This is a genomic window from Cellulosimicrobium sp. KWT-B, from assembly GCF_002127155.1.
GTDB lineage: Bacteria > Actinomycetota > Actinomycetes > Actinomycetales > Cellulomonadaceae > Cellulosimicrobium > Cellulosimicrobium funkei.
In genome coordinates, this window is record NZ_NEDO01000001.1 from 28,586 (window position 1) to 55,155 (window position 26,570).

Here is a 26,570-nt window from a genome sequence, read left to right on the forward strand (position 1 = left end):
CCGTGCCGCTCACCCGCGACGAGATGGCCGCGCGCGCCGCGCGCGAGCTCCAGGACGGCTGGTACGTCAACCTCGGCATCGGCCTGCCGACCCTCGTGCCCAACTACGTGCCCGCGGACAAGCACCTCGTGCTCCAGTCCGAGAACGGGATCCTCGGCGTCGGGCCGTACCCGACCGAGGACGCCGTCGACCCCGACCTCATCAACGCCGGCAAGGAGACCGTCACCGTCCTGCCGGGCGCCGCGTTCTTCGACTCCGCGCTGAGCTTCGGCATGATCCGCGGCGGCAAGATCGACGCCGCGATCCTCGGCGGCATGCAGGTCTCCGAGACGGGCGACCTCGCCAACTGGATGATCCCCGGCAAGATGGTCAAGGGCCCCGGCGGCGCGATGGACCTCGTGCACGGGGCGGGCCGCGTGATCGTGCTCATGGAGCACGTGGCGCGCGACGGGTCGCCCAAGATCCTGCGCTCGTGCTCGCTGCCCCTCACGGGGCGCGGGGTCGTGCACCGGGTCATCACCGACCTCGCGGTGATCGACGTGACGCCCGACGGGCTCGTGCTGCGCGAGACCGCGCCCGGCGTGAGCGTCGACGACGTGCGGGCCGCGACCGAGCCCGACCTCGCCGTCGCGCTCGACGACGCCCCGCTCGACGTCGCCGACGCCGGCCCGGGACCGTCCACGCAGGCCGCGGGGACGCCGTCGTGACGCGGGACGTGCTGCGCCGCGACGTCCCGACCCCGCGCGGTCGCGAGCACGTGCGCGAGGTCGTGGCCGACGGCGACGTGCGGGCCACGGTCCTGCTCGTGCACGGCAACTGCTCGTCGTCGGCGTTCTTCGACCCGCTGCTGCGCGCGCTGCCGGGCGACGTGCGCGGCGTCGCCGCCGACCTGCGGGGGTACGGCGACGCCGAGCCCCGGCCCGTCGACGCGACCCGGGGCGTGCGGGACTTCGCCGACGACGTCGCGGGCGTCCTCGACGCGCTCGACCTCGAGCGCCCGCTCGTCGCCGTCGCGCACTCGGCGGGGGCGGGCGTCGTGCTGCAGCTCGCGACCGACCGGCCCGACCTGTTCGACGGCATCCTGCTCGAGGCGCCCATGTCGCCGTACGGGTTCGGCGGCTCGCGCGACGTCGACGGGACGCCGCTCTCCCCGGACTTCGCGGGATCGGGCGGCGGGACGGCGAACCCCGCGTTCGTCGCGGCGCTCGCCGCACGCGACCGCAGCGAGGACGCCGGGTCGCCCCGCGACGTGCTGCGCCGGTTCTACGTCGCCGACCCGGCCGCGCTCGGCGAGCCGCTCGGCGCGCTGGAGGAGCTCCTGCTCGACTCCGTGCTCTCCACGCGCACGGGCGACGACAGCTACCCGGGCGACCGGACGGCGTCGGGCACGTGGCCCGGCGTGGCGCCCGGGACGCGCGGCATGAACAACGCGATCAGCGCGAAGTACTGCGACCTGTCCGGCTTCGCGACGTCCGGCGCCACCGCGCCCGTGCTGTGGGTGCGCGGCGACGCCGACGCGATCGTCTCGGACACGTCGCTGTTCGACCTCGCGCAGCTCGGCGCGCTCGGCGCCGTCCCCGGCTGGCCCGGGGCCGAGACGCACCCGCCGCAGCCGATGGTCGCCCAGACCCGGGCCGTCCTCGACGCCTACGCGGCCGCGGGCGGGCGGTACCGTGAGGAGGTGCGGCCCGGCGTCGGGCACAGCCCCCACCTCGAGGAGCCGGACGTGTTCCTCGGGCTCCTGCTCGGGCTGGTCGACACTGCCGTTGCCGACGTCGACGCCGCCGCCGCACGAGCGGGCGCCACACCCCCGGCGCCCGCGCAGACACCGCCGTCCGCACCCCTGGAGGTCCAGCCGTGAGCACCACCACCCCGCACTCCCCCGACGACGTCGTGGTCGTCGCCGCCGCCCGCACGCCCCAGGGCCGCCTCAAGGGCTCCCTCGCCGCGCTGACGGCGGTCGAGCTCGGCGCCGTCGCCGCGCGCGCCGCGATCGAGCGCTCGGGCCTCGGCGCGGACGCCGTCGACGCCGTCGTGCTCGGCCAGGTGCTCCAGGCCGGGGCGGGCCAGAACCCCGCGCGCCAGACGGCCGCCGCCGCGGGCGTGGGCTGGGACGTGCCCGCCGTGACGGTGAACAAGGTGTGCCTCTCGGGGCTCACCGCCGTCATCGACGGCACGCGGATGATCCGCTCCGGCGAGGCGGAGGTCGTGCTCGTCGGCGGCCAGGAGTCCATGACCAACGCGCCGCACCTGCTCCCCGGGTCGCGCGCCGGGTTCGCGTTCGGGGACGCGACGCTCGTCGACGCCGTCGCGCGCGACGGGCTCACCGACGCGTTCGACCACGCCTCCATGGGCGTCTCGACCGAGCGCACCAACGTGGGCGACGTGTTCGTCTCCCGCGAGGAGCAGGACGCCGTCGCGGCGGCCTCGCACCAGCGCGCCGCTGCCGCGGCGAAGGACGGCCTGTTCGACGCCGAGCTCGCCCCCGTGAGCGTCCCGCAGCGCCGGGGCGAGCCGGTCGAGGTGCGCGACGACGAGGGCGTGCGCCCCGACACGACCGTCGAGGGCCTCGCGCGCCTGCGGCCCGCGTTCGACCCCGAGGGCACCATCACCGCGGGCAACGCGTCGCAGATCTCCGACGGCGCCGCCGCGCTCGTGCTCACGACCCGCGCCCGCGCCGAGTCCGCGGGCACGCCGGTGCTCGCGACCGTGCGGACGTGGGGCCAGGTCGCCGGTCCCGACACCTCGCTGCACTCCCAGCCCGCGCGCGCGATCCGGCAGGCCCTCGACCGGGCCGGGTGGACGGTCGACGACCTCGACCTCGTCGAGATCAACGAGGCCTTCGCGACCGTCGTCGCGGTCTCCACGCGCGTGCTCGGCGTCTCGCCCGACGTCGTCAACGTGCACGGCGGCGGCATCTCGCTCGGGCACCCGATCGGCGCGTCCGGCGCCCGCCTCGCCGTGCACGCGGCGCACGAGCTCGCACGCCGCGGGGGCGGGCGCGTCGCCGTCGGGCTGTGCGGCGGCGGGGGCCAGGGCGAGGCGCTGCTGCTCGAGGCGTAGGGCTCGCCCGGGTCCGGTGGGCCGACGGCGCCCCGGCCGTTCGAGGGGACGGCTCGGGGCGCCGCGCCTACGATCGCGGGGTGCAGCCCACCGCGACGGAGACCCGCGCCCCCGAGCCCGTCGACGAGGAGCGCCCCCGGCACGGCGCGTGGGGGCGGTGGCTCCGGCGGTTCTCCGCGACCGGGCTCGTGGTCGCGCTCGCCTGGTTCTGCCTGTCGTTCACGCCGTCGCTCATCCCGCGCGCCTGGTACTACCAGGCCGTGATCTCGGGCGTGAGCGCCGTCGGCGGGTACGCCGTCGGCGCGCTCGTCGAGTGGTTCGCCGTGAAGGTCGGGCTGCGGATCCGGTGGACCGCGCGCGCGAGCCGGATCGCGTGGTGGGTGCTGGCCGGGGCGACCGTCGTGCTCGTGCCGCTGGCGCTCATCCTCGGGGCACGGCGCCAGATCGAGCTGCGGCACCTGTTCGGCATGTCGGAGGACGTCCCCGGACGCGAGGTCGTCACGCTGCTCGCGGCGCTCGCCGTCGCGCTGATCGTGCTCCAGGCGGGCCGCGGCCTGCGCCGCGTCGCCCGATGGCTGAGCGTCCTCGTCGGCAAGGTCGTGCCTGCCCCCGTGGCGCGGTTCGTCAGCGGCGTCGCGGTCGCCGTCGTGGTGGTCCTGCTGTTCAACGGCGTCATCTGGTCGGGCACGCTCAGCGCGCTGAACTCGGTCTACGCGGCGGCGAACGCCGAGATCAGCCCTCGGCTCACGCCCCCGAAGCTCCCCGAGCGGTCCGGCTCCCCCGACTCCCTCGAGTCCTGGGACTCGCTCGGCGCGGAGGGGCGCAAGTTCGTCGTCTCCGGCCCCACCCTCGACGAGCTGCGCGCGTTCGCCGCGGCGGGCGACGTCGTCGACCCCGCGGACGTGCGCGAGCCGATCCACGCGTACGCGGGCCTCGACCCCGAGGGCGACCTCGACGCCACGGCGGCCCGCGTCGTCGACGAGCTCGACCGGACGGACGCGTGGGACCGGTCCGTCCTCGTCGTCGCGACCACGACCGGGACCGGCTGGGTGGACCCCGCCATGGTCGAGGCGCTCGAGCTCATGCACGGCGGCGACACCGCGATCGCGAGCATGCAGTACTCCTACCTGCCGAGCTGGATCAGCTTCGTCGGCGACCGCTCGACCCCGCCCGCCGCGGGCAAGGCGCTGTTCGAGGCGGTGTGGGCGCGGTGGTCGGACCTGCCCGAGGACGACCGCCCGCGCCTGCTCGCGTTCGGCATCTCGCTCGGGTCGTTCGGGATGCAGGGCGCGTTCAGCGGCGTGCAGGACGTCGAGGCGCGCTCCGACGGCGCGATGTTCACCGGGACGCCCGGGTTCACGCCGATGTGGCGCGAGCTCACCGACGCGCGCGACCCCGGGTCGCTCGAGTACGCACCCGTGGTCGACGACGGCCGCCAGGTCCGCTGGGGCGACCCGGTCGCGACCGGCGTGGCGGACCTCTGGGGTCCCGGCCCGCGCTGGGACGAGCCGCGCGTCGTGTACCTCCAGCACGCGTCCGACGGCGTCACCTGGTGGGGTCCCGAGACGCTGTGGTCCGAGCCCGACTGGCTCCGCGAGCCGCGCGGGCCTGACGTGCTCGGCGACGTGCGCTGGTACCCGTTCGTCACGTTCTGGCAGCTCACGGGCGACCTGTTCGTCGCAGCCGCGTCCGACATCCCGCCCGGCCACGGGCACGTCTACCAGCTCGAGTACGCCGACGGATTCGCCGCGCTGCACGCGCCCGACGGCTGGACCGACGCAGACACCGCCCGCCTCAAGGACGCGATGGTCGCACCCGTCGAGGGCGGCTCGATCGGGTGACCTCCGACCGGCGTCCGCCGACCCGGCTCGCGCGGACCGGGCGGAGCACCCGGAGCGCGGGCAGGCACGGGCCGGCTAGCCCGGCGCGTGGGCCTCGAGGAACGAGAAGACCTCGGTCTGGTCGACGCCCGGGAACGCGCCGGTCGGCATCGCCGCGAGCATGGACGCGTGCGGACGGGCGCTCGGCCACGCGTGGCCGGCCCAACGGTCGGCGAGGTCGTCGGGCGGGCGGCGGCAACACGCGCCGTCGGGGCAGCGGGACACGAGCCGCTCGGTCGTGTCGCGCCCGAGGAACCACTTGACGTGCGCGAACGGGACGCCGACGCTCACGGAGAACTCGCCGTCGGCCGACGCCTGCACGCGCGACGTGCACCAGTAGGTGCCGCTCGGGGTGTCCGTGTACTGGCTGAACGGGCTGAGCCGGTCCTCGACCGCGAAGACGGTGCGCGCGGTCCAGCTCCGGCACACGTACTGCCCCTCGACCGCGCCGAGCGGGTCGGCGGGGAAGCGCACGCCGTCGTTCTCGTAGGCCTTGTGGATCACCCCGGACTCGTGCACCTTCATGAAGTGCACCGGGATGCCGAGGTGCTTCGTCGCGAGGTTGGTGAACCGGTGCGCGGCGGTCTCGTACGACACCGCGAACGCGTCCCGGAGGTCCTCGATGGAGATCTCGCGCGCGTCCTTCGCGGCGCGCAGGGCCTTGACCGCGTGCCGCTCCGGGAGCAGGAGCGCCGCGGCGAGGTAGTTGGCCTCGACGCGCTGGCGGAGGAACTCGCGGTAGTCGCGCGGCTCCGCGTGCCCGAGCACGTGCGGCGCGAGCGCCTGGAGCAGCGCCGACGTCGCGTTGGACCGCCCGCGCATCCCGTTGCTCGGCAGGTACACGCGGCGGTGGCGCAGGTCGAGCACGGACCGGGTGGAGTGCGGCAGGTCGCCGACGTAGTGCAGCGTGAAGCCGAGGTGGGCGGCGAGGTCGGCCGCGACGCGCTGGGGCATCGGCCCGCCCGCGTGCCCGACGCCGTCGAGCAGCCCGGCCGCCGCGTCCTCCAGCTCGGGGAAGTAGTTGTCCTGCGCGCGCATGGTCGCGCGCAGCTCCGCGTTCGCGCGGCGCGCCTCCTCGGGCGTCGCGGCGCGCTCGGTGTGCAGGCGCTGGAGCTCGCGCTCGAGGGCGACGATGGTCTCGAGCGCATCGGTGGGCAGCGACTTGCCCACCCGCACGGGCCGCAGCCCGAGCGCGTCGAAGAGCGGGCCGCGCTGGGCGCGCTCCAGCTCGATCTCGAGCGCGTCCCGGCGCGACGGCGCCTCCGGCGAGAGCAGGTCGTCGAGGCTCGCGCCGAGCGCACGCGCCACCGCCTGGAGCTGGCCGAACTTGGGCTCGCGCTTGCCGTTCTCGAGGAGCGACACCTGCGACGGCGCGCGGCCGATCGCGGCGCCGAGCTCGTCGAGCGTCATGCCGCGCGCGGTGCGCAGGTGCCGGATCCTGCGGCCGATCGTCAGGGCGTCGGGCTCGCTCTCGAGCGGGATTTCCGCATGTTCCGCGATTCCGGCCGGTCGCGTCGTCGGAATAGCCATGACTGAGAGTGACACGCGCCACTCCTTGCGCACAAGAGAAGAACCGCGTTTCTTTCGTCCGATCTGGCTTGAGAAGGGCTTGCACGCGGGAGGAAGGTCGAAGCACGGACCTCGCCGAGGTCCACCGACCGGCCCGGCCGGCCCGCGCCACGCGGGCCGGCGCACCACCAGGAGGCACCCGTGAACAGGCCCACCATCGTCAGCCGCCGCTCCCCGTCCGAGTACGCGGGCGGCGCCCGCCCGCTCGGCGCCGTCGCGACGACGGCGACGGTCACCGGCCCCGGCTCCGCCCCGACCCCGGGCGACGCCCCGCGCCCGTCCGCCCGTCCGGGCGACCAGACGCAGAGCGCCGCCGACCTCGCCGAGCAGTGGGCGACCGACCCGCGCTGGGCCGGCCTGCAGCGCGACTACACCGCCGAGGACGTGGTCGCGCTGCGCGGCTCCGTGCGCGAGGAGCACACGCTCGCCCGCCGCGGCGCCGAGACGCTGTGGGACCTCATCCACACCGAGGAGTGGGTCGCCGCGCTCGGCGCGTTCACCGGCAACCAGGCCGTGCAGCAGGTGCGGGCGGGCCTCAAGGCGATCTACCTGTCCGGGTGGCAGGTCGCGGCCGACGCCAACCTGTCCGGCCAGACGTACCCCGACCAGTCGCTCTACCCCGCCAACTCCGTGCCCGCCGTCGTGCGCCGCATCAACAACGCGCTCCTGCGCGCGGACCAGATCGAGGCGGCCGAGCGCGCGGGGTCGGACGGCCAGCGACCCGACCGCGACTGGCTCGCGCCGATCGTCGCCGACGCCGAGGCCGGGTTCGGCGGCCCGCTCAACGCCTACGAGCTCATGCACTCGATGATCGCCGCGGGCGCGGCGGGCGTGCACTGGGAGGACCAGCTCGCGTCCGAGAAGAAGTGCGGGCACCTCGGCGGCAAGGTGCTCGTGCCCACGAGCCAGCACATCCGCACGCTCAACGCCGCGCGTCTCGCGGCCGACGTCGCGGGCGTGCCGTCCATCGTCATCGCCCGCACGGACGCGCTCGCCGCGGACCTCCTCACGTCCGACGTCGACGAGCGCGACCAGCCGTTCCTCACCGGCGAGCGCACGTCCGAGGGCTTCTACCGGGTGCGCCCCGGCTTCGACGCGGTCGTCGCGCGCGGCCTCGCGTACGCGCCGTACTCCGACCTCATCTGGGTCGAGACGGGCGAGCCCGACCTCGAGCTCGCGCGGACGTTCGCCGAGGCGATCCACGCGCAGCACCCGGGCAAGAAGCTCGCCTACAACTGCTCGCCGTCGTTCAACTGGAAGAAGCACCTCGACGACGCCCAGATCGCGAGCTTCCAGAAGGAGCTCGCCGCGATGGGCTACGCGTTCCAGTTCATCACGCTGGCCGGCTTCCACGCCGTCTCGCACTCCATGTTCGAGCTCGCGCGCGGCTACAACGAGCGCGCGATGTCCGCCTACGTCGAGCTGCAGGAGGCCGAGTTCGCCTCCGAGGCCGACGGCTACACCGCCACCCGCCACCAGCGGGAGGTCGGCACCGGCTACTTCGACCGGGTCGCCACGGCTCTCAACCCCGACGCCGCCACCCTCGCGCTCGCCGGGTCCACCGAGACCGCCCAGTTCCACTAAGCCCTCCCCCTCCCGCGAGATAGAACCCGCGCGCCCGAGATAGAGCTCGCAACGTTCTACCTCGAGGCTCGCGGTTCTATCTCGCGGGAGCACGACCTTCGGAGCACGCCATGACCACGCTGACCACGACCACCTCTCCCCCGTCCCCTGCCCCCACGAGCAGTGCGCGCGTCACCGGGACCCTGCGCGTCACCGGCACGCTCGGCGAGCGCTACCGCGAGATCCTCACGCCCGAGGCGCTCGCCTTCCTCACGCTGCTGCACGACCGGTTCGTCGCACGCCGCCACGAGCTCCTCATGGACCGCCAGCAGCGCCGGCAGGACGTCGCGGACGGCATCGACCCCGACTTCCGTCCGTCGACGCGGCCCGTGCGCGACGACCCGTCGTGGCGCGTCGCGGGCTCGGCCGGCGCGCCGGGCCTCGAGGACCGCCGCGTCGAGATCACCGGCCCGACCGACCCGAAGATGACGATCAACGCCCTCAACTCCGGCGCCAAGGTCTGGCTCGCGGACGCCGAGGACGCCTCCAGCCCGACGTGGCGCAACGTGATCGAGGGCCAGCTCGCGCTGCACGACGCGATCCGCGGGACGCTGACCCACACGGCCGGCTCGGGCGACCACCGCAAGGAGTACCGCCTGCGCTCGACCACGCTGACCGACCTCCCGACGATCGTGTTCCGCCCGCGCGGGTGGCACCTCATCGAGAAGCACATGCGGTACGTCGACCGGGCGGGCGTGAGCGTCTCGGCGTCGGCGTCGCTCGTCGACTTCGGGCTGTACCTGTTCCACAACGCGCACGAGCTCGTGGCGCGCGGGCGGGGGCCGTACTTCTACCTGCCCAAGCTCGAGGGGCACCGCGAGGCCCGGCTGTGGAACGACGTGTTCGTGCTCGCCCAGGAGTACCTCGGCCTGCCGCAGGGCACGATCCGCGCCACGGTGCTCATCGAGACGCTGCCCGCCGCGTTCGAGATGGAGGAGATCCTCCACGAGCTGCGCGACCACTGCGCCGGGCTGAACGCCGGGCGCTGGGACTACCTGTTCTCCGTGATCAAGGCGTTCCGCACGCGCGGCGACTCGTACGTGCTGCCCGACCGCGCGCAGGTCACCATGACCGCGCCGTTCATGCGCGCGTACACCGAGCTGCTCGTGCAGACGTGCCACCGGCGTGGCGCGCACGCGATCGGCGGCATGAGCGCGTTCATCCCGGACCGCCGTCGGCCGGACGTCACCGAGCGCGCGTTCGAGCAGGTGCGCGCGGACAAGCGCCGGGAGGCGACGGACGGGTTCGACGGCACGTGGGTCGCGCACCCCGACCTCATCGAGGTCGCGCGCACCGAGTTCGACGCGGTGCTGGGGGACGCGCCGAACCAGGTCTCGCGGCAGCGCGACGACGTCCGGGTGGGCCAGCACGAGCTGCTCGACATCGGGTCGGCCCGCCGGGCCGGGGCGACCGTCACCGCGGCGGGGCTGCGCTCGAACGTCTCCGTCGGGGTGCGGTACCTCGAGTCGTGGCTGCGCGGCGTCGGGGCCGCCGCGATCGACCACCTCATGGAGGACGCCGCGACGGCCGAGATCTCGCGGTCGCAGGTGTGGCAGTGGATCGCGTCCGGCACGCGCACCGAGAACGGCGTGCCGATCACGCGCGAGCGCGTCGAGGCGCTGCTCGCGGAGATCGTCGACGACCTGCCGCGCACCCCGGGGAACCGGATCGACGACGCCGCGCACGTGTTCCGCGCCGTCGCGCTCGCCGAGGACTTCCCGACGTTCCTCACCATCGGGGCGTACTCGCAGTTCCTCGTGGGCTCCGAGGTGGACCAGCCGTAGCGCGGTCTCCCGCCCTCCACGGCCTCGGTGCCGTCGCCCCACCCGGCGGCGGCACCGAGGCCGTGCTCACGGGCGCGTGCCAACGCCCTCGACGGCGGGGACCGCAGTGTGGGAGCATCCGGCCACGCACGGTGGCACCTGTCGTCCGGGCGCCCGCCCGCACGACACCGGAGCACCATGAGCACCCCTGTGACGCCGCCGTCCTCGCCGACGCCCCCTCCCGGCCCGCCGCCCTCCTCCCCCGGCCCGGCCGCGCACCCGAACCCGTACGCGGCGCCGCCGTCCGCGGCGCAGCCCGGCCCTCCGCACGCGGGCGCCCCGCAGCCCCTCGCACCGCACCCGGGACCGCCGCACCCCCACGCCCCGACGCCGGCCCCGCCGCGCGCGGCACCGGGGCGTGGCGGTCTGTCTCGGACGGCCGTCGGGCTCCTCGTCGGGGTCGTGTGCCTCGTCGTCGGCGGCGGGACGGGGTTCGCCGCGGGCGTCGCGACGGACGCGGGCGCCCAGATCGCCGCGTGGGTCACGGCTCCGACCGACGACGCGTACGACGACGAGTGGTCGGGCGACGGCTGGTCGGACGAGGACTGGTCCGAGGGCGACTGGGAGGGCACGGGCACGCGCGACGACCCGTGGCTGTTCGACGGGTACACGATCGGCGGCGAGGAGTGGGAGGTCCTCCTCGAGGAGCCGTACGAGGCGACCGCGGACGTGCTCGCGCACGACGACGTCAACGCCTCGCCGCCGGACGGGGTCGAGTATTGGATCGTGCCCGTCACCGCCACCTACACCGGGTCCAGCTCGCAGGTGACCGCGTGGGGCGCGGTCGACGTCGGGTTCGTCGGCGACGACGGCGTCCACGCCGAGGACGGGTGCGGCGCGGTGCCGCACGCGCTCGTGAGCACGGGCCTCATCGGCTCGGGCGACACCGTGACCGGCAACGTGTGCCTCGCGGTGCCTGCGGGCGCCCCCGGCCTCTGGACGCTGTCGCTGGAACGGTACGAGCCGTGGTACCTGCGCGCGGCCGACCCGCTCGCGGGCTGACCGCCCTGCGTCCGACCCGCTCGGTCCCCCGCGGGTCGGACGGCCCCGTCAGCCCGCGGGGCGCCGGGCGTCGAACACGTCGCGGTTCTCGCGGATGGTGCGCGTGTGGGCGAGCGCCCACTCGACGAGCGCGAGCACGGGCGGCAGCAGCGTCTCGCCGAGCCCCGTGAGCGCGTAGTCGACGCGCGGCGGCACGACGGCGTGCACGGTGCGGCTCACGAGGCCGTCCCGCTCGAGCTGGCGCAGGTTGAGCGTGAGCATGCGCTGCGAGATGCCGTCGATCCCGTGGAGCAGCTCGGTGAAGCGCTGCGGGCCGGCGGAGAGCATCCCCAGGATGAGGACGCTCCACTTGTCGCCCACCCGGTCGAGGACCGAGCGCACCTCGCTCGTCGCCTCCGCCGCGGCGCAGCCGCGGTCGACCGGGATGCCGTGGCGCTCGGCGAGCTCGCGCACCACCGGCACGTCCGTGCTGGGCGTCGTCGTCATGGGGGTCTCCGTCTTCTCCGGGTGCTGCTCCGTGTGCCTCACGCACACCGGTGTGCCTTTTGTACCGGTGCTCATGGTTACCCATCATGTGCCCAGGCACAAAGAGTGACCGGCCATCCTGGGCCGTCGCCGCCTCCTCTCGAAGGACTCACGCATGAACGTCGCCCTGTGGATCGCCTCCGGTCTGCTCGCCCTCGCCTTCCTCGGCGCGGGGCTCATGAAGGCCCTGCGCCCGATCCCGGTGCTCCAGGAGCAGATGCGGTGGGTGACCCCCGAGCGCGCGGCGGGCGTGCGGGCCATCGGGTGGCTCGAGGTGGCCGGCGCCGTCGGCGTGATCCTGCCCTGGGCGCTCGGCGTCGCGCCGGTGCTCACCCCCGTCGCCGCGGTCGGGCTCGCGCTCACGCAGGTCGGCGCGATCCCCCTGCACCTGCGCCTCGGCGAGGCGAAGGCCGTCCCGGCGAACGTGGTGCTGCTCGCCCTCGCGGTGCTCGTCGCCGTCGGCCGGTTCGCGGCGCTGTGACCCGCGGGCGGGCTGCGGCCCGCCCCCAGGCCGCCGCGGGGCTGCGGGGACCGCGCGGACGGCCTCGCGACAGGGCGACAGATCGGCCCTACCCGACACTCTCGCGCGGCCGGCGGTCCGCTGGACAGCCCCGCGGCCTCCGCTACGCCGTCGCGACGAGCGGGTACCGGCGGCGCAGGACGAGGCGCTGCCCGAGGGTCCACGTCACCGTCACCAGCAGGTACAGGCCCGCGGCGAGGGGCACGAAGCAGGCGATCACGGCGGTGACGAACTGCAGGGCACCGAGCGCGTTCTGCAGGCCCGGGCCGGAGAGCACCGCCGCACCGGACATGCTCGGCCCGGTGTCGGCGCCGGGCGTCGTCCGGGGCAGCGCGAGCCGACCGCCGGGCAGGGAGGCGCGGCGCGTGAGCTCGCCGACGAGGGCGATCGCGAGCACGACCACCCCCGCCACGACGACGGTCGGCACGCCACCCGCCCCGAGCCCGCCGACGAGGCTCGAGCCCAGGGGCGCGCCGAACAGGGTGTGGTCGAGCAGCGCGTTGCCGTGGCCGGCGATCTCCGCGTGCAGGAACAGCGCGTAGACCACCCCGACCACGGGCGCCTGGGCCAGCATCGGGAGGCACCCCGCGAGCGGCGTCGTGCCCTCGCGGGTGTAGAGCTCCACGGTCGCGCGCCGCAGCCGCTCGGGGTCGTTCCGGTGGCGACGCTGGAGCTCGGCGAGCCGCGGTGCGAGGCGCGCGCGGTCGCGCTCCGCCTTCGCCTGCGACACGCCGACGGGGACGAGCAGGGCGCGCACGGCGAGCGTCAGCACGACGACGGCCGCCGCGGCCGCGGCGCCGCCCGCGAGGGGTTCGAGCAGGTCGGACAGGCCCATCAGCGCGCGGTACGCGGCGTCGAGCACGGTGGAGACGAGCGGGAGGTCGAGCAGGTTCATGGTGGTGTCCTCGGTCGAACGTGCGGGGTACGCGTTCGCCGATCACCCTGCGGTGGGCAGGCAGCAGCACGCCGCGCAGCGACGCGGGTGCGGTGGGGTCCCTCGGCCGGGTGATCAGCCGAGGAGTCGGCCGGGAGCCCGGGGCCGGGCACGACCCGGGGCGTCCGGGTCGCTCTGCGTGACGGCGGGACCGACGTCGACCGTGTCGCGCAGGCGGCCCGCTGGGCGAGCCGCCACACCGAGCGCGAGGGGTGCGCCCCAGCGCGCGGCGACGGCGGCCACGGCCGCGACGAGGGCGGTGGCGCCGAGGAGGAAGAGCGTGGCCGTGAGGGTCGACGTGCCGAGCAGGAGCGTGAGCGCGGAGGCGAGGTCGCGCGCCACGACGAGCAGGTCGTTCATCGCGCTGCCTCCTCTCCGGGCCGTCGGGGCCCCGCAGGGCCCGCCGTCGGGCCCGTCGTGGAGCCCGTCGGTGAGGTCAGCCTAGGCCACGTCGAGCGCCGCCCACTCGTCGTCGGTGAGCAGGCGCGACCGGATGATGAAGCGCACACCCTCGGGCGCCTCGACGCTGAACCCCGCGCCGCGGCCGGGCACGACGTCGATCGTCAGGTGGGTGTGCTTCCAGTACTCGAACTGTGCGCGGCTCATCCAGACGGGCACGACGAACCGGCCCGCCGCGCCGTCCGCCCGGGCGGAGCCGTCCGCGCCGGCGCCGTCCGTGGGACCGGGCGCGTCGACGACGAGGTCGCCGAGGTGCACGTCGGCGTCGCCGAGCAGGAAGTCGCCCTGCGGGTAGCACATGGGCGACGACCCGTCGCAGCACCCGCCGGACTGGTGGAACATGAGCTCGCCGTGGACCGTCCGCAGCCGCGCGAGCAGCGCCGCGGCGTCGTCGGTGAGCGCGACGCGCGCGGTTGTCGCGCCAACCGGACGGACCGAGGGAACGTCGTCGACCACGAAACTCTCCACATTTCGGCCGGCCAGGCGATCCCGGCGCCGCGAGCAGGTGGTCCTGGTCCGTCCGGACGGCCGGACGAGCCAAGACCACCTGCTCGGCGGCCGGGGTGGGGCCGGGGGGGGAGCCCAGCCCGTGGTCGGTAGGGCGGGCAGGGCGGGTGGTGTTGGCCTAGAAGAAGCCCAGCTTCTGGGCCGAGTAGGAGACGAGGAGGTTCTTCGTCTGCTGGTAGTGGTCGAGCATCATCTTGTGGTTCTCGCGCCCGACGCCGGAGCCCTTGTACCCGCCGAACGCGGCGGCGGCGGGGTACGCGTGGTAGCAGTTCGTCCACACGCGTCCGGCCTCGATGGTGCGGCCCGCGCGGTAGGCGGTGTTGCCCGACCGCGACCAGACGCCGGCCCCGAGCCCGTACAGGGTGTCGTTGGCGATCGTCATGGCGTCGTCGAAGTCGGAGAAGTCGGTCACCGCGACGACGGGCCCGAAGATCTCCTCCTGGAAGATCCGCATCGAGTTCTTGCCCTCGAAGATCGTGGGCGTCACGTAGTACCCGCCCGCGAGGTCGCCGCCGAGCTCGGCGCGCGACCCGCCCGTGAGGACCTTCGCGCCCTCGGCCTTGCCGATCTCGATGTACGACAGGATCTTCTCGAGCTGGTCGTTCGACGCCTGCGCGCCGATCATCGTCTCGGTGTCGAGCGGGTTGCCCTGCCGCACGGCCTTCGTGCGCTCGATCGCGTCGCCGAGGAACGTGTCGTAGATCGACGACTGGATGAGGGCGCGCGACGGGCACGTGCACACCTCGCCCTGGTTGAGGGCGAACATCGTGAACCCCTCGAGGGCCTTGTCGTAGAAGTCGTCGCGCGCGTCGGCGACGTCGGAGAAGAAGATGTTCGGCGACTTGCCGCCGAGCTCGAGCGTGACCGGGATGATGTTCTGGCTCGCGTACTGCATGATCAGGCGGCCGGTCGTCGTCTCGCCGGTGAACGCGATCTTGCGGATGCGCGGGCTGGACGCGAGCGGCTTGCCCGCCTCGACGCCGAACCCGTTCACGACGTTCACCACCCCGGGCGGCAGCAGGTCCCCGACGATGTCCATGAGGAAGAGGATCGACGCGGGCGTCTGCTCGGCGGGCTTGAGCACGACGCAGTTGCCCGCCGCGAGCGCCGGGGCGAGCTTCCACACGGCCATGAGGATCGGGAAGTTCCACGGGATGATCTGGCCGACGACGCCGAGCGGCTCGTGGAAGTGGTACGCGATGGTGTCCTCGTCGATCTCGGAGATCGACCCCTCCTGCGCGCGGATCGCGCCCGCGAAGTAGCGGAAGTGGTCGATCGCGAGCGGGATGTCGGCGGCGAGCGTCTCGCGGACGGGCTTGCCGTTCTCCCACGACTCGGCGACGGCGATCCGCTCGAGGTTCTCCTCCATGCGGTCGGCGATCTTGTTGAGGACGTTGGCGCGCTCGGTCGCGCTCGTGCGGCCCCACGACCGGGCGGCGCCGTGCGCGGCGTCGAGCGCGCGCTCGATGTCGTCGGCGGTGCCGCGCGCGACCTCGGTGAAGGTCCGGCCCGTCACGGGGCTCGGGTTCTCGAAGTACTGCCCGCCGGCCGGCGCGACGTACTCGCCGCCGATCCAGTGGTCGTACCGGGCCTTGTACTCGGCGATCGCCCCGTCCGTGCCGGGGGCTGCGTAGACCGTCATCGTCTGCCTCCTCGCAGTGCTGACTCGCAGTGCTGGTCCTCGCCGCGCCCTGGGGAGGTCGCCGTCGGGCGGGGAGCGTCCGACGGCGGTGCGCGACCCGGCGCCTCGTCGCGCCGTGCGGCCGACGGTAGGCGGCGCAGGGTTGCAGGACCGTTGCAGCGGGCGGCCCCTGCCGGACCTCAGGCGAGCTCGTCGTCGAGCAGGTCGAGGTGGGCGCGGGCGCGCAGCCACAGCGGGCTGCCGTGGTCCGCGACGCGCTGCAGCCGCGTCCACGCGGCGTGGTCCTCGGCGCCGTCGTCGGTGCGCGTCCACGCGTCGAGTACGTCCGCCCCGCCCGCGGCCACGACGGCGGTGCGCAGCTCGGCCGCGAGCTCGGCGCGCAGCTGCTCGACGGCGGGCGCGCCCGAGCGCGGCAGGAGCGGCGCGCGGTAGGCGGCGACGGCGCCGCGGACGTCGCCCACCGCGAGGTGGTCCCGCACGACGTCGGCGTCGGTCCGCAGGGGTCGTGCGAGCCGGTACGGGCGCGACCCCGCGAGGAGCGCGCCCGCGACGCGCCGCAGGCGCGACACCTCCGCGCGGACGGTCACGTCGGAGAGCTCGCCCGGGTGCAGCAGGACGGCGAGCTCGTCGGCGGACAGCCCGCGGGGGTGCGTCGCGAGGAGCACGAGGACCTCGGCGTGCCGCAGCGACAGGCGGTGGTCGAGGCCGTCCGGCGAGCGCAGCACGGGCGCCGTCCCGAGCACGAGCAGCTCGGGCGCGCCGTCGCGGGGCGGTCCCGGGACCCGGCCCGGGCCGTCGTCGGGACCCGTCGCCGCGGCGCGCTGGGCGAGCTCGCGCTCGAGGCTCAGCACCGTCGCGCGCACGAGCGAGAGCACGACGCCCGACGCGGCGGACTGGCGCCCGGTGACGTCGAGGACCCCGAGGACGCGCCCGCTCGCGGGGTCGTGGACGGGCACGGCCGTGCAGCTGAACGCCTGCACGGGGCGGGAGAAGTGCTCGGCGCCGAGGACCTGGACGGGGCTGCGCGTCGCGAGCGCGGTGCCGGGCGCGTTCGTGCCGACGCGTTCCTCGCGCCACACCGACCCCTCGACGAACCCGACGCGGTCGACGGCGTCGCGCAGCGCCCGGTCGCCCTCGACCCACAGGAGGCGGCCCGCGTCGTCGGACACGGCGACGACGAGGCCGTCGTCGGCGGCGGCGTCGACGACGAGCTCGCGCACGACGGGCATGACGCCGGCGAGCGGGTGCGCCTCGCGGTACGCGACGAGGTCGTCGTGGGCGAGGCCCGAGTCGGTGCGGGGCGCCTCCGGGTCGACGCCGCTGTGCACGGACCGGCGCCACGAGTCGGCAACGAGCGGGTGGACACCGCGCGGGAGGATGCCGTGGTCGAGGAACGAGCGGTAGGCGGCGCGGACGGAGCGCGGGTCGCGGCGCGCGTCGAAGCGGCGCGGGTGCTCCTCGGAGCGGGGCGGCGGTGCGGGAGTGCGCGGCACGGGACCTCCACGTCGTCGTGCGGTGCTGGGGCCAGTGTAGGTCGCACGGGGGGCCGCGCGAGCGGGCGTCAGCCGGTCCCGGGCGGCGTGTGACCGGCGACCTCGCGCGCGACGCGGCGCAGCGCGCCGAGGACGGCGGTGGTCGCGGCGGTGGGCGCCGCCCCGCGCCGCACGGCCGCGTACACCGGGCGCGTGCGGGGCACGCGGAGCGGGCGGGCGTCGACGGCGTACCGCGGGTCGACGGCGAGGCCCGGCAGCAGCGCGACGGACAGCCCGGCCTCGACGTGCGCGAGCAGCAGCTCGTAGCTGGGCAGCCGGGCGACGACGCGCGGCTCGAAGCCGGCCTCGCGGCACGCGCTCTCGACGAGCGTGGACAGGTAGCGCCCGGGCAGGTCGGCGGCCCACCGCGCGTCGGCGAGGTGCGCGAGGTCGGCCGGCTCACCGGGGGCCCGGTCACCACGCGGCGTGACGAGCACGACGGGGTCCTCGAGCAGCGGGACGGTCGCGACGTCGGGCCCCGCGAGCAGCGCGCCGTCGAGCAGGTCGGCGGTCACCGCGACGTCGACGTCCGCCCGCCGGAGCGCGGGCCCGCTCTCGCGCGGGTCCAGCTCGTCGACCTCGACCTCCACGCGCGGGTGCTCGACGGCGAGCCGCGCCGCGAGCGGGATGACGAGCGCGCGCACAGCGCTCGAGAACGCGGCGACGCGCACGACCCCGGCGGGCTCGCCGTCGGGGTGGGCGAGCTCGGCCTCGGCGAGCGCCATCTGGTCGAGGATGACGCGCGCGTGCCGGGCGAGCGTGCGGCCCGCGGGCGTGAGGCGGACACGTCGGCCCGTGCGCTCCAGGAGGCGTGCGCCGGTCTCGGCCTCGAGCGCGGCGAGCTGCGCGGAGACGGCGGACGGGCTCAGGTGGAGCGAGGCCCCGACGGCGCGCACGGTCCCGAGGCTCTCGAGCCGCGCGAGGATCTGCAGCCGGGCCGCGTTAAGCACGTGCGCACTCCTTTCTGTGCGGCTTCTCCGCACAGACTGTACGCAGAGTCGCGCTGTACGCGCACAGCGGCGCGTCCCTACGCTCCGAGCATGACGTTCCCGCCCTCCCCCGCGCCCGCACCGCCGTCCGCCCCGTCCCCCGGTGGGGGCCGGGCCGCCGCGGACGATGCCGCGCGGTTCTGGGCCGACGCCGACCGCCACCTCGTGCGGTACGGCGGGCCGTTCACGCCCGAGATCGTCGAGAGCGCGGCGGGCAGCTTCGTCACGACGGCGGACGGGCGCCGGGTCCTCGACTTCACGTCCGGGCAGATGAGCGCGATCCTCGGGCACAGCCACCCCGCGATCGTCGAGACGGTGCGCCGCCAGGTCGGGACGCTCGACCACCTGTTCTCCGGGATGCTGTCGCGTCCGGTCGTCGATCTCGCGCGCCGGCTCGCGGACACGCTGCCCGACCCGCTCGAGAAGGTGCTCCTGCTGACCACCGGTGCCGAGTCGAACGAGGCCGCGATCCGGATGGCGAAGCTCGTCACGGGACGGCACGAGGTCGTCTCGCTCGCCGGGTCGTGGCACGGCATGACGCACGCGGCGGCCGCCGCGACGTACAGCGCGGGCCGCCGCGGCTACGGCCCGACGGCGCCCGGCAACCTCGTCATCCCCGTCCCCAACGCGTACCGGCCCGACCACGTCGCGCCCGACGGCACGCACGACTGGCGCCGCCAGCTCGACCTCGCGTTCGACCTCGTCGACGTGCAGTCGACGGGCAGCCTCGCGGCGTGCCTCGTCGAGCCGATCCTCAGCTCGGGCGGGATCGTCGAGCTCCCACCGGGCTACCTCGCGGCGCTGCGCGACAAGTGCCACGAGCGCGGGATGCTCCTGATCCTCGACGAGGCGCAGACGGCGCTGTGCCGCACCGGTTCCTGGTACGCGTTCGAGCGGCGCGACGGCGAGGAGCCCGTGGTGCCGGACATCCTCACCCTCTCCAAGACCCTCGGCGCCGGGCTCCCGCTCGCCGCCGTCGTCACGAGCGCCGAGATCGAGGCCCGCGCGCACGAGCGCGGCTTCCTCTTCTTCACGACGCACGTCTCCGACCCGCTCGTCGCGGCGGTCGGCACCACCGTGCTCGACGTGCTCCAGGCCGAGCGGATGGACGCGCGCGTCCGGGTGCTCGGCGACCGGCTGCGCGCCGGGCTGCTCGACCTCCAGGACCGCCACGCGACGATCGGCGACGTCCGCGGACGCGGGCTGCTCCAGGGCATCGAGCTCGTGCTCGACCGCGAGACGAAGGAGGGCGCCGACGCCCTCGGCGCGCTCGTCACCCGACGGGCGCTCGAGCTCGGGCTCCACATGAACGTCGTGCAGCTCCGCGGCATGGGTGGCGTGTTCCGCATCGCCCCGCCGCTGACGGTGAGCGAGGACGAGCTCGATCTCGGTCTCGAGCTGCTCGACCAGGCGCTCGGCGACGCGGCGCGCGAGCTCCTGGGCTGACCGCAGGTCACCTGGGCGGGTCGGCCACCCGTCGCGTGCCGACGGCGAGCACCCCGTCGCGCACGACCGTCACCGGGCCCAGCTCGCGGACGTCGAGCGACGCGCGCACGCCGTCGAGGACCCGGTCGTCGGCGCCGTCGGGCGTCTGATGGACGAGCCAGAGCGCTCCGCCCGGTACGAGCAGCGCGGCGAGGGCGCTCGCCTCGGCGTGGGCCACGCGCGTCCAGAAGACGTTGACGTCCACCGCGAACGCGATGTCGAACGGGCCGCCGGGGACGTCCGGACCGCCGGTCGCCGCGAGCTCCCCGCGCCGCACGACGAGGCGGCCGTTGTCGACAGCGACCCGGTTGCGCGCCGTCGTGCGGGCGACCGCCGTGGCGGACCGGTCGAGCGCGACGTACCGCACGCCGGGGTGGGTGGCGAGCACGAGCTCGGCGGCGGCCCCCGGGCCGGGTCCGATCTCGAGCACAGCCTCGTCGCCGCGGAGGTCGAGCAGCTCGACGGCGCGCCGCACGCGCTCCGGGACGGTCGCGGTCACGCCTCCAGTGTGGCTCCCGGAGCGAGCGTCCGCAGCGTGCGTTTACACCGTCTCAGCATGCGTCGTCCGCCTTCCGTGATGCGGACGGCCGACCTAGCCTGACGAGCGAACGCCCACCACGCGCCCGGAGGACACCATGCCCGCACCGCTCGACACCAGCGAGAAGATCACGCAGTACGCCCACCCCGACCGCCTCGTGAGCACCGACTGGCTCGCCGAGCACCTGGGCGAGCCGGGCGTCGTCGTCGTCGAGTCCGACGAGGACGTGCTGCTCTACGAGACCGGGCACATCCCCGGCGCGGTGAAGATCGACTGGCACACCGACCTCAACGACCCCGACACGCGCGACTACATCGACGGCAAGGGCTTCGCCCAGCTCCTCGGCAGCAAGGGCATCGCGCGCGACACGACGATCGTCGTCTACGGCGACAAGAACAACTGGTGGGCGGCCTACGCGGCGTGGGTCTTCACGCTGTTCGGCCACGAGGACGTGCGCCTGCTCGACGGCGGCCGCGGCAAGTGGATCGCCGAGGGCCGCGAGGTCACGACGGACGTCCCCGAGCCGGTCGCGGTCGAGTACCCGGTCGTCGAGCGCGACGACGTGACGATCCGCGCGTTCAAGGAGGACGTCCTCGCCCACATCGGCAACGGGCCGCTCGTCGACATCCGCTCCCCGCAGGAGTACACGGGCGAGCGCCTGCACATCCCGGACTACCCGGAGGAGGGCGTGCTGCGCGGCGGCCACATCCCGACGGCGCGCAACGTGCCGTGGGCGACGGCGGTCGCGGAGGACGGCACCTACAAGTCGCGCGAGCAGCTCGAGGCGATCTACCAGGAGGGCGGCCTCGGCCTCGCGACGGACGACGAGGTCGTCACGTACTGCCGCATCGGCGAGCGGTCGAGCCACACGTGGTTCGCGCTCACGTACCTGCTCGGCTTCGACAAGGTCCGCAACTACGACGGCTCGTGGACCGAGTGGGGCAACGCCGTGCGCGTGCCGATCGTCAAGGGCGAGGAGCCCGGCGAGGCCCCGGCGTCGCTCAACTGACCCGCGTCCCCGCGCGAGCGTGCCCGACGGCGCGCGGCCCGTCCTCCACGACGGCCCGCGCGCCGTCGGCGTGCCGCGGGCATACGACGCGTCCGCGGAGCGTTCCGCACGGTGGGACTGCCGTCCCGCCGCCCCGGCCCCGATGCGAGGATCGCCTCCATGAGCTCCCCCTCCGACGCTTCGCCCGACCTGCCCGCGACGCTCGCGGAGATCCGTGAGGACTTCCTCGCGATGCCGGAGCGCGAGCGCCTCCAGCTGCTGCTCGAGTTCGCGAACGAGCTGCCCGACCTCCCCGAGCGCTACGCGAGCGCGCCCGGTCTGCTGGAGCGGATCGAGGAGTGCCAGTCGCCGGTGCGGGCCTTCGCGGAGGTCGACGACGCGGGCGTCGTGCACTTCTACGCGACCGCCCCGGCCGAGGCCCCGACGACGCGCGGCTTCGCGTCGATCCTCGCGCAGGGCCTCTCGGGCCTGACGGTGCAGGAGGTGCTCGACGTGCCCGACGACTTCCCGATGTCGATCGGCCTGACGCGCGCGGTGAGCCCGCTGCGCATCGGCGGCATGAACGGCATGCTCACGCGCGCCAAGCGCCAGGTCCGCGAGCAGGTAGCGGCCCGCGGCTGACGGAAGGCCACCCGGAGCCGCCGAACATGCGGTCGTCGCCCGCCCGGCCGCCACGACGGGACACCTCCGCATGGTCGGCGTCGGTCGGGTCAGGGGCGTCAGTCTCGGAGGGCCAGGCGTCGCGCCAGGACGGCGCAGACGACGAGCTGGAGCTGGTGGAAGACGATCACCGGCACCGCCACGACGCCGGCGACCGCGACGGGGAACAGCACGCTCGCCATGGGCAGGCCCGTCGCGAGCGACTTCTTCGACCCGCACATGAGCAGCGCGACCCGGTCCTCGGTCGAGAGCCCCAGCGCCGCGCCGCCCCACCACGTGGCCGCGAGCATCACGGCGAGGACGATCGCGCTCACGACGAGCAGCGCGACGATCGACCACCCGGACACGCTCGACCACACGCCCGCCGACGACGCCGCCGCGACCGCGCCGAACACCACGACGAGGATCGTGCCGCGGTCGACGCCGAGCGTCAGCCAGCGCCGCGCCCGGACCCAGTCCCCCGCCCAGGGCTGGAGGAGCTGCCCGACGACGAACGGCAGCAGGAGCTGGAGCAGCACGGTGCGCAGGCCGCCGAGCCCGCCCGTGGGCCCGTCGGCTCCCCCGCCCGTCCCCGTCATGAGCCACAGCACGAGCAGCGGGGTGATCACCATGCCCGCGACGTTCGACACCGTCGCGCCGCAGATCGCCCCGGCGACGTTGCCGCGCGCGACGGACGTGAACGCCACGGACGACTGCACGGTCGACGGCAGCAGGGACAGGTAGAGCATGCCGGCCGCGAGCGGCGCCCCGACGAGCGGCTCGATCGCCCACGCCGTCACGAGCCCGAGCACCGGGAAGACGACGTACGTCGCGGCGAGGATCCCGCCCTGCAGGCGCCAGTTGCGCAGCCCGGCCCAGACCTCTCGCGTGGACAGGCGCATGCCGTAGACGAGGAAGAGGACGGTGACCGCGACGTCCGCCGCGGCGTCGACCACGCGCTGCGCGCCCGGCCCCACGGGCACGACGAGACCGAGCACGAGCACCACGAGCAGCGTCACGACGAAGGGGTCGACCCACCTGCTCAGGACTGCACGCACGGGGACCGAGCCTAGCCCGGCGCACGACCCGGGACGGCACCCGCCCGGCAGGCGCCCGCCGCCCCGGCCCGGAGCGCCGGACCGGGCCCCCCGTCCGGTCAGAACAGCGTGTAGCCGCCGTCGACCGTGACGACGGCGCCCGTCATGAAGCTCGACGCCGCGCTCGCGAGGAAGACGACGGGCGGCCCGATCTCCTCCGGCTCCGCCCAGCGCTGCATCGCGGCGGGCGCGACGCAGTCGTCGCGGTACTCCGGCCGGTCCACCGGCGACGCCTCGGTGCGCACGTACCCGGGCGCCACCGCGTTCACGCGGATGCCGTGCGGCGCCCACTCGGCGGCGAGGCCCTTGGTGAGCTGGTGCACCGCCGCCTTGGACGCGAGGTACGCGGGCTGCCAGCGGGGCCGGTTGACGATCGACGCGGACATGGAGCCGACGTTGACGATCGTCCCCGGCCGGCCCTGCGCGACGAGCTCCCGGGCGACGGCGCGCGAGCAGTACCAGACGCCGTCGAGGTTGGTGGCGAGCGTGCGGTGCCACACGTCGTCGCCGATCTCGAGGGCCGCGCCGCCGATCGACACGCCCGCGTTGTTGACGAGCAGGTCGACCGTGCCGAGGTCGGCGGCGGCGCGCGCGACGACGTCGTCCACCTGCTCGCAGTCGGTGACGTCGAGCACGTAGCCGCGGGCGTCGGTGCCGGCGTCCCGGAGCGCGGCGGCGGCCTCGTCGGCCGCCGCCGCGGTGGTCGCCGTGACCGCGACGCGGGCCCCCGCCTCGCCGAGCGCGCGGGCGACGGCGCGCCCGATGCCGCGGCTGCCACCGGTGAGCAGGGCCGTACGGCCGACGAGCGAGAACGAGTCGAGGACGGTCACGCGAGACAGTCGACCACGGGGCGCGTCAGAAGTCGAAGAGGTCCTCGAGCCAGGACTCCTTCTTCTTGCGCTTGCGGTAGCGGGGGTCGTAGCCGTCGCGGCCGTCGTACCGGCGGTCCCGGTCGTCGCGGTACCGGTCGTCGCGGGAGCGCTCGTCGTAGCGGTCGTCGCGGTAGCGGTCGTCGCGGTAGCGGTCGCGGTCGTCGTCGCGGCGGTCGCCGTACCGCTCCCCGGAGCGCGGGGCGGGGCTGCCGTAGTCCGCGGCGGCGGCCGGCGGGTACGACGTCGGGGCGGGCGCGGCAGGGGCGGGCGGCGCGGCGGCGGCCGGGCCCGCGGCCTCGGCGGCGATCTCGCTCTCCACCGAGCGGTCGATGATCTTGTCGAGCTCGCCGCGGTCGAGCCACACGCCGCGGCACGTGGGGCAGTAGTCGATCTCCACGCCCTTGCGCTCGGTCATGACGAGCACGGTCTGGTCGGTGGGGCACAGCATGTCTGCCTCCTCGCGAGATGGGCCGGGCGCGGTCGGCGCCCGCACCGGTACTGCGCAGTCCAACGCGGCTCCCGCGCGAGCGGTTCCCGGCCTGGCAGGCTGCCGGTGCGGCTCAGCCCGTGCGGCGCTCGCTCGCGAGGCGGTCGCGCAGCTCGTCGGCGAGGTGCACCTCGTCGTCGAGGGCGGCGAGCGCGTCGGCCACGCGCGGGAGGAAGTCGGCCCCGGCGCGGAACCACTCCACGCCCTCGAGGAAGCGTGCGGCGGCCGCGTCGTCGTGCAGGGCGAGCGCGAGGTCGGCACGGAGCACCAGGGCGCGAAACCGGACGCGCTCGGCGACGGTGCGGGTCCGCACGCCCTCGGCGGCGAAGGCCCGGTCCAGGACCTGGGCGGCACCGGCCGGGTCTCCCGCCGCGCGGAGGATGCGCGCGTGCTCCAGGGCTCGGCCCAGGTCCGGCGGTTCCTCGGCGCCGCGGCGGGGCAGCCCGGGCACGAAGGCCCCACCAGCCACGCCGTACCTCCCGCCTCCCGCCGACAGCGCGCCCACACTAACCCTGGACGTGCGGCCCGGCACGGCGGGAGACGGGAGGTCGACGGTTCAGCGCTGCACGCGCGCGCTGCCGCCCGACGCGAGCTTGCGGACCTCGGAGAGAGACGCCGTCGACGTGTCGCCGGGGGTCGTCATCGCGAGCGCCCCGTGCGCCGCGCCGTACTCGACGGCCTCCTGGATCGAGCCGAGCTCCATGAGCCCGTACGCGAGGCCCGACGCGAACGAGTCGCCGCCGCCCACGCGGTCGAGGATCTCCAGACCGGGGCGGTGCGTCGCCTCCGCGAAGCCCTGCACGCGCGACCACGCGATCGCACCCCAGTCGTTGACCGTCGCGGTCCGCACCCCGCGCAGCGTCGTCGCGACGACCTGGAAGTTGGGGTACTCCTCGGCCGCGCGCGTGATCATCGCGCGGAACGCGGACGTGTCGAGGTCGGTGAGGTTCTCGTCGACGCCCTCGACCTCGAACCCGAGCGACGCGGTGAAGTCCTCCTCGTTGCCGATCATCACGTCGACGTACCGCGCCAGGCGGCGGTTCACCTCCTGCGCGCGCTCGACGCCGCCGATGCCCTTCCACAGCGAGGGGCGGTAGTTGAGGTCGTAGGAGACGACCGTGCCGTGACGGCGGGCGGCGGCCATCGCCGCCTCCGCGACGTCGGCGGACGACTCCGACAGCGCGGCGAAGATCCCCCCGGTGTGGAACCACCGGACGCCGCTGCCGAACACGGCGTCCCAGTCGACGTCGTCGGGCCGGAGCTGGGCGATCGCGGTGTTGCCGCGGTCGGAGACGCCGACCGCGCCGCGCACCCCGAAGCCGCGCTCGGTGAAGTTGAGCCCGTTGCGCACCGTGCGGCCGATGCCGTCGTCCTCGCGCCACCGGACCCAGCGCGTGTCGAGGCCGCCCGTGAGCATGAGGTCCTCGACGAGGCGCCCGACCTCGTTGTCCGCGAGCGCGGTGACGATCGCGCCGCGCAGGCCGAACGCGCGGCGCAGGCCGCGCGCGACGTTGTACTCGCCGCCACCCTCCCACACGTCGAAGCGGCGGGCCGTCTTGATGCGGCGCTCCCCCGGGTCGAGGCGCAGCATGACCTCGCCGAGCGCGACGACGTCGTAGGCGCAGTCGGCCGCGGGGCGGACGGCGAGCGGGGCGCGGGCGGTGGTCGTGTCGGTCATGGGTCAGGCTCCTTCGGCGGGGTGGGGGGCGGTCGCGGCGAGCGCGACGGCCTCGCGCGTGCGGCGGGCGATCTCGGCGGTGTCGCCCGCGCGCACGAGCGCGGCGTCGACCATCCAGGAGCCGCCGGCGGCGAGCACGGCGGGCAGGGCGAGGTAGTCGAGCAGGTTGGCGGCGCCCACGCCGCCGGTCGGCACGAACCGCAGGCCGGGGAACGGCGCGGAGAACGCCTTGACCGCGGCCGGCCCGCCGACGACGTTCGCGGGGAACAGCTTGACGACGTCGAGGCCGAGGTCGAGCGCGGCGATGACGTCCGACGGCGTCGCGACGCCCGGGACGACGGGCACGCCGAGCTCCTGGGCGCGACGCACGACCGCTGCGGAGAGGCCGGGCGAGACGAGGAACCGCGCCCCGGCGTCGACGGCCTCGTCGACCTGGGCGGCCGTGACGACGGTGCCCGCCCCGACCAGCACGTCGGGCACCTCGCGCGCGATCGCCTCGATCGCCGCGCGCGCCCCGGCGGTCCGGAACGTGACCTCGGCGACGGGCAGGCCGCCGTCGCGCAGCGCGCTCGCGACGAGGACGCCCTGCGCCGCGTCGTCGACCACGACGACCGGCACGACGCGGGCACGGGCGATCCCCTCCAGGGGTCCCAGGGGTGACATCCAGGCTCCGTTTCGCTATGGTGAACACCTGTTG

26 protein-coding genes are annotated in these 26,570 nt (G+C 75.1%); 11 read left to right on the top strand and 15 right to left on the bottom strand.

Translation table 11 applies throughout. The features are described from left to right. The first annotated feature begins 2 nt into the window (after window positions 1–2). From B9L22_RS00135 to B9L22_RS00150, 4 genes are all read left to right on the top strand, one after another. Complete coding sequence (locus tag B9L22_RS00135) at window positions 3–707, top strand: CoA transferase subunit B (protein WP_051028158.1); 705 nt, start codon at window positions 3–5, stop codon at window positions 705–707. Next, window positions 704–1,861: an alpha/beta hydrolase gene (locus B9L22_RS00140; RefSeq protein WP_086148825.1), complete on the top strand. Its 1,158-nt coding sequence runs from the start codon at window positions 704–706 to the stop codon at window positions 1,859–1,861. Before B9L22_RS00135 ends, B9L22_RS00140 begins: the two co-directional genes overlap by 4 nt. After that, window positions 1,858–3,063 carry an acetyl-CoA C-acetyltransferase gene (locus B9L22_RS00145; RefSeq protein WP_086148826.1) on the top strand — a complete coding sequence of 402 codons (1,206 nt, stop codon included), beginning with the start codon at window positions 1,858–1,860 and terminating at the stop codon, window positions 3,061–3,063. The genes B9L22_RS00140 and B9L22_RS00145 overlap by 4 nt, the downstream gene beginning before the upstream one ends. Window positions 3,064–3,143: 80 nt before the next feature. Further along, window positions 3,144–4,904 carry an alpha/beta-hydrolase family protein gene (locus tag B9L22_RS00150; RefSeq protein ID WP_198947171.1) on the top strand — a complete coding sequence of 587 codons (1,761 nt, stop codon included), beginning with the start codon at window positions 3,144–3,146 and terminating at the stop codon, window positions 4,902–4,904. Between the two features lie 75 nt (window positions 4,905–4,979). On the opposite strand, the gene B9L22_RS00155 is transcribed toward B9L22_RS00150, so the two are convergent. Continuing rightward, complete coding sequence (locus B9L22_RS00155) at window positions 4,980–6,473, bottom strand: helix-turn-helix transcriptional regulator (RefSeq protein ID WP_061266961.1); 1,494 nt, start codon at window positions 6,471–6,473, stop codon at window positions 4,980–4,982. Window positions 6,474–6,653: 180 nt separating this feature from the next. Here B9L22_RS00155 and aceA point away from each other — a divergent pair, with 180 nt between their 5' ends. The 3 genes from aceA to B9L22_RS00170 all read left to right on the top strand — a co-directional run bounded on the left by aceA (window position 6,654) and on the right by B9L22_RS00170 (window position 10,960). After that, window positions 6,654–8,096 (top strand): isocitrate lyase, encoded by a 1,443-nt coding sequence (gene aceA / locus B9L22_RS00160; protein ID WP_233139535.1) that lies wholly within the window; start codon window positions 6,654–6,656, stop codon window positions 8,094–8,096. Between the two features lie 110 nt (window positions 8,097–8,206). Beyond that, window positions 8,207–9,919, top strand: coding sequence for a malate synthase A (gene aceB / locus B9L22_RS00165; RefSeq protein WP_086148827.1), 1,713 nt, complete (start codon window positions 8,207–8,209; stop codon window positions 9,917–9,919). 177 nt (window positions 9,920–10,096) lie between these two features. Next, window positions 10,097–10,960 carry a hypothetical protein gene (locus B9L22_RS00170; protein ID WP_158097126.1) on the top strand — a complete coding sequence of 288 codons (864 nt, stop codon included), beginning with the start codon at window positions 10,097–10,099 and terminating at the stop codon, window positions 10,958–10,960. Window positions 10,961–11,008: 48 nt separating this feature from the next. Here B9L22_RS00170 and B9L22_RS00175 read toward each other — a convergent pair whose 3' ends face one another. Beyond that, window positions 11,009–11,446 (bottom strand): helix-turn-helix domain-containing protein, encoded by a 438-nt coding sequence (locus B9L22_RS00175; RefSeq protein WP_081600010.1) that lies wholly within the window; start codon window positions 11,444–11,446, stop codon window positions 11,009–11,011. Window positions 11,447–11,600: 154 nt separating this feature from the next. On the opposite strand from B9L22_RS00175, the gene B9L22_RS00180 reads away from it, so the two are divergent. Then, entirely contained in the window at window positions 11,601–11,966 is a 366-nt protein-coding gene (locus B9L22_RS00180) for a DoxX family protein (protein WP_086148829.1), read from the top strand. Window positions 11,967–12,108: 142 nt separating this feature from the next. On the opposite strand, the gene B9L22_RS00185 is transcribed toward B9L22_RS00180, so the two are convergent. From B9L22_RS00185 to B9L22_RS00210, 6 genes are all read right to left on the bottom strand, one after another. Next, the gene (locus B9L22_RS00185; RefSeq protein ID WP_086148830.1) at window positions 12,109–12,900 is read right to left on the bottom strand and encodes a membrane protein insertase YidC; all 792 of its coding nucleotides are present in this window, start codon (window positions 12,898–12,900) and stop codon (window positions 12,109–12,111) included. 114 nt (window positions 12,901–13,014) lie between these two features. Continuing rightward, entirely contained in the window at window positions 13,015–13,299 is a 285-nt protein-coding gene (locus B9L22_RS00190) for a DUF6412 domain-containing protein (RefSeq protein ID WP_034653680.1), read from the bottom strand. Between the two features lie 81 nt (window positions 13,300–13,380). Next, complete coding sequence (locus B9L22_RS00195; protein ID WP_086148831.1) at window positions 13,381–13,854, bottom strand: DUF779 domain-containing protein; 474 nt, start codon at window positions 13,852–13,854, stop codon at window positions 13,381–13,383. Between the two features lie 169 nt (window positions 13,855–14,023). Beyond that, entirely contained in the window at window positions 14,024–15,547 is a 1,524-nt protein-coding gene (locus B9L22_RS00200; RefSeq protein ID WP_085388298.1) for an aldehyde dehydrogenase family protein, read from the bottom strand. A 179-nt stretch (window positions 15,548–15,726) separates the two neighbouring features. Then, the gene (locus B9L22_RS00205) at window positions 15,727–17,040 is read right to left on the bottom strand and encodes a GAF domain-containing protein (protein WP_086148832.1); all 1,314 of its coding nucleotides are present in this window, start codon (window positions 17,038–17,040) and stop codon (window positions 15,727–15,729) included. 68 nt (window positions 17,041–17,108) lie between these two features. Next, on the bottom strand, window positions 17,109–18,029 hold the full coding sequence (locus B9L22_RS00210; RefSeq protein ID WP_086148833.1) for a LysR family transcriptional regulator: 921 nt from the start codon (window positions 18,027–18,029) through the stop codon (window positions 17,109–17,111). A gap of 90 nt (window positions 18,030–18,119) precedes the next feature. On the opposite strand from B9L22_RS00210, the gene B9L22_RS00215 reads away from it, so the two are divergent. Then, window positions 18,120–19,514: an aspartate aminotransferase family protein gene (locus B9L22_RS00215; RefSeq protein WP_086148834.1), complete on the top strand. Its 1,395-nt coding sequence runs from the start codon at window positions 18,120–18,122 to the stop codon at window positions 19,512–19,514. Window positions 19,515–19,521: 7 nt separating this feature from the next. Here B9L22_RS00215 and B9L22_RS00220 read toward each other — a convergent pair whose 3' ends face one another. Then, window positions 19,522–20,052, bottom strand: a complete 531-nt coding sequence (locus tag B9L22_RS00220) for a cyclopropane-fatty-acyl-phospholipid synthase family protein (RefSeq protein ID WP_086148835.1) — start codon at window positions 20,050–20,052, stop codon at window positions 19,522–19,524. A 136-nt stretch (window positions 20,053–20,188) separates the two neighbouring features. On the opposite strand from B9L22_RS00220, the gene B9L22_RS00225 reads away from it, so the two are divergent. Beyond that, on the top strand, window positions 20,189–21,100 hold the full coding sequence (locus B9L22_RS00225) for a sulfurtransferase (protein ID WP_021483735.1): 912 nt from the start codon (window positions 20,189–20,191) through the stop codon (window positions 21,098–21,100). A gap of 159 nt (window positions 21,101–21,259) precedes the next feature. Next, window positions 21,260–21,721, top strand: a complete 462-nt coding sequence (locus B9L22_RS00230; RefSeq protein ID WP_021482841.1) for a SufE family protein — start codon at window positions 21,260–21,262, stop codon at window positions 21,719–21,721. A 98-nt stretch (window positions 21,722–21,819) separates the two neighbouring features. On the opposite strand, the gene B9L22_RS00235 is transcribed toward B9L22_RS00230, so the two are convergent. From B9L22_RS00235 to eda, 6 genes are all read right to left on the bottom strand, one after another. After that, entirely contained in the window at window positions 21,820–22,797 is a 978-nt protein-coding gene (locus tag B9L22_RS00235; RefSeq protein WP_043659025.1) for a bile acid:sodium symporter family protein, read from the bottom strand. 98 nt (window positions 22,798–22,895) lie between these two features. Then, on the bottom strand, window positions 22,896–23,666 hold the full coding sequence (locus B9L22_RS00240) for an SDR family NAD(P)-dependent oxidoreductase (protein WP_086148836.1): 771 nt from the start codon (window positions 23,664–23,666) through the stop codon (window positions 22,896–22,898). A 25-nt stretch (window positions 23,667–23,691) separates the two neighbouring features. Continuing rightward, complete coding sequence (locus tag B9L22_RS00245) at window positions 23,692–24,156, bottom strand: zf-TFIIB domain-containing protein (RefSeq protein ID WP_086148837.1); 465 nt, start codon at window positions 24,154–24,156, stop codon at window positions 23,692–23,694. A gap of 112 nt (window positions 24,157–24,268) precedes the next feature. Next, a complete protein-coding gene (locus B9L22_RS00250) occupies window positions 24,269–24,664 on the bottom strand; it encodes a hypothetical protein (RefSeq protein WP_143031191.1) in 396 nt (131 codons plus the stop codon). 87 nt (window positions 24,665–24,751) lie between these two features. Then, a complete protein-coding gene (locus tag B9L22_RS00255; protein WP_086148838.1) occupies window positions 24,752–25,873 on the bottom strand; it encodes a sugar kinase in 1,122 nt (373 codons plus the stop codon). A gap of 3 nt (window positions 25,874–25,876) precedes the next feature. Then, complete coding sequence (eda, locus tag B9L22_RS00260) at window positions 25,877–26,536, bottom strand: bifunctional 4-hydroxy-2-oxoglutarate aldolase/2-dehydro-3-deoxy-phosphogluconate aldolase (protein ID WP_086148839.1); 660 nt, start codon at window positions 26,534–26,536, stop codon at window positions 25,877–25,879. Window positions 26,537–26,570: the final 34 nt, after the last annotated feature.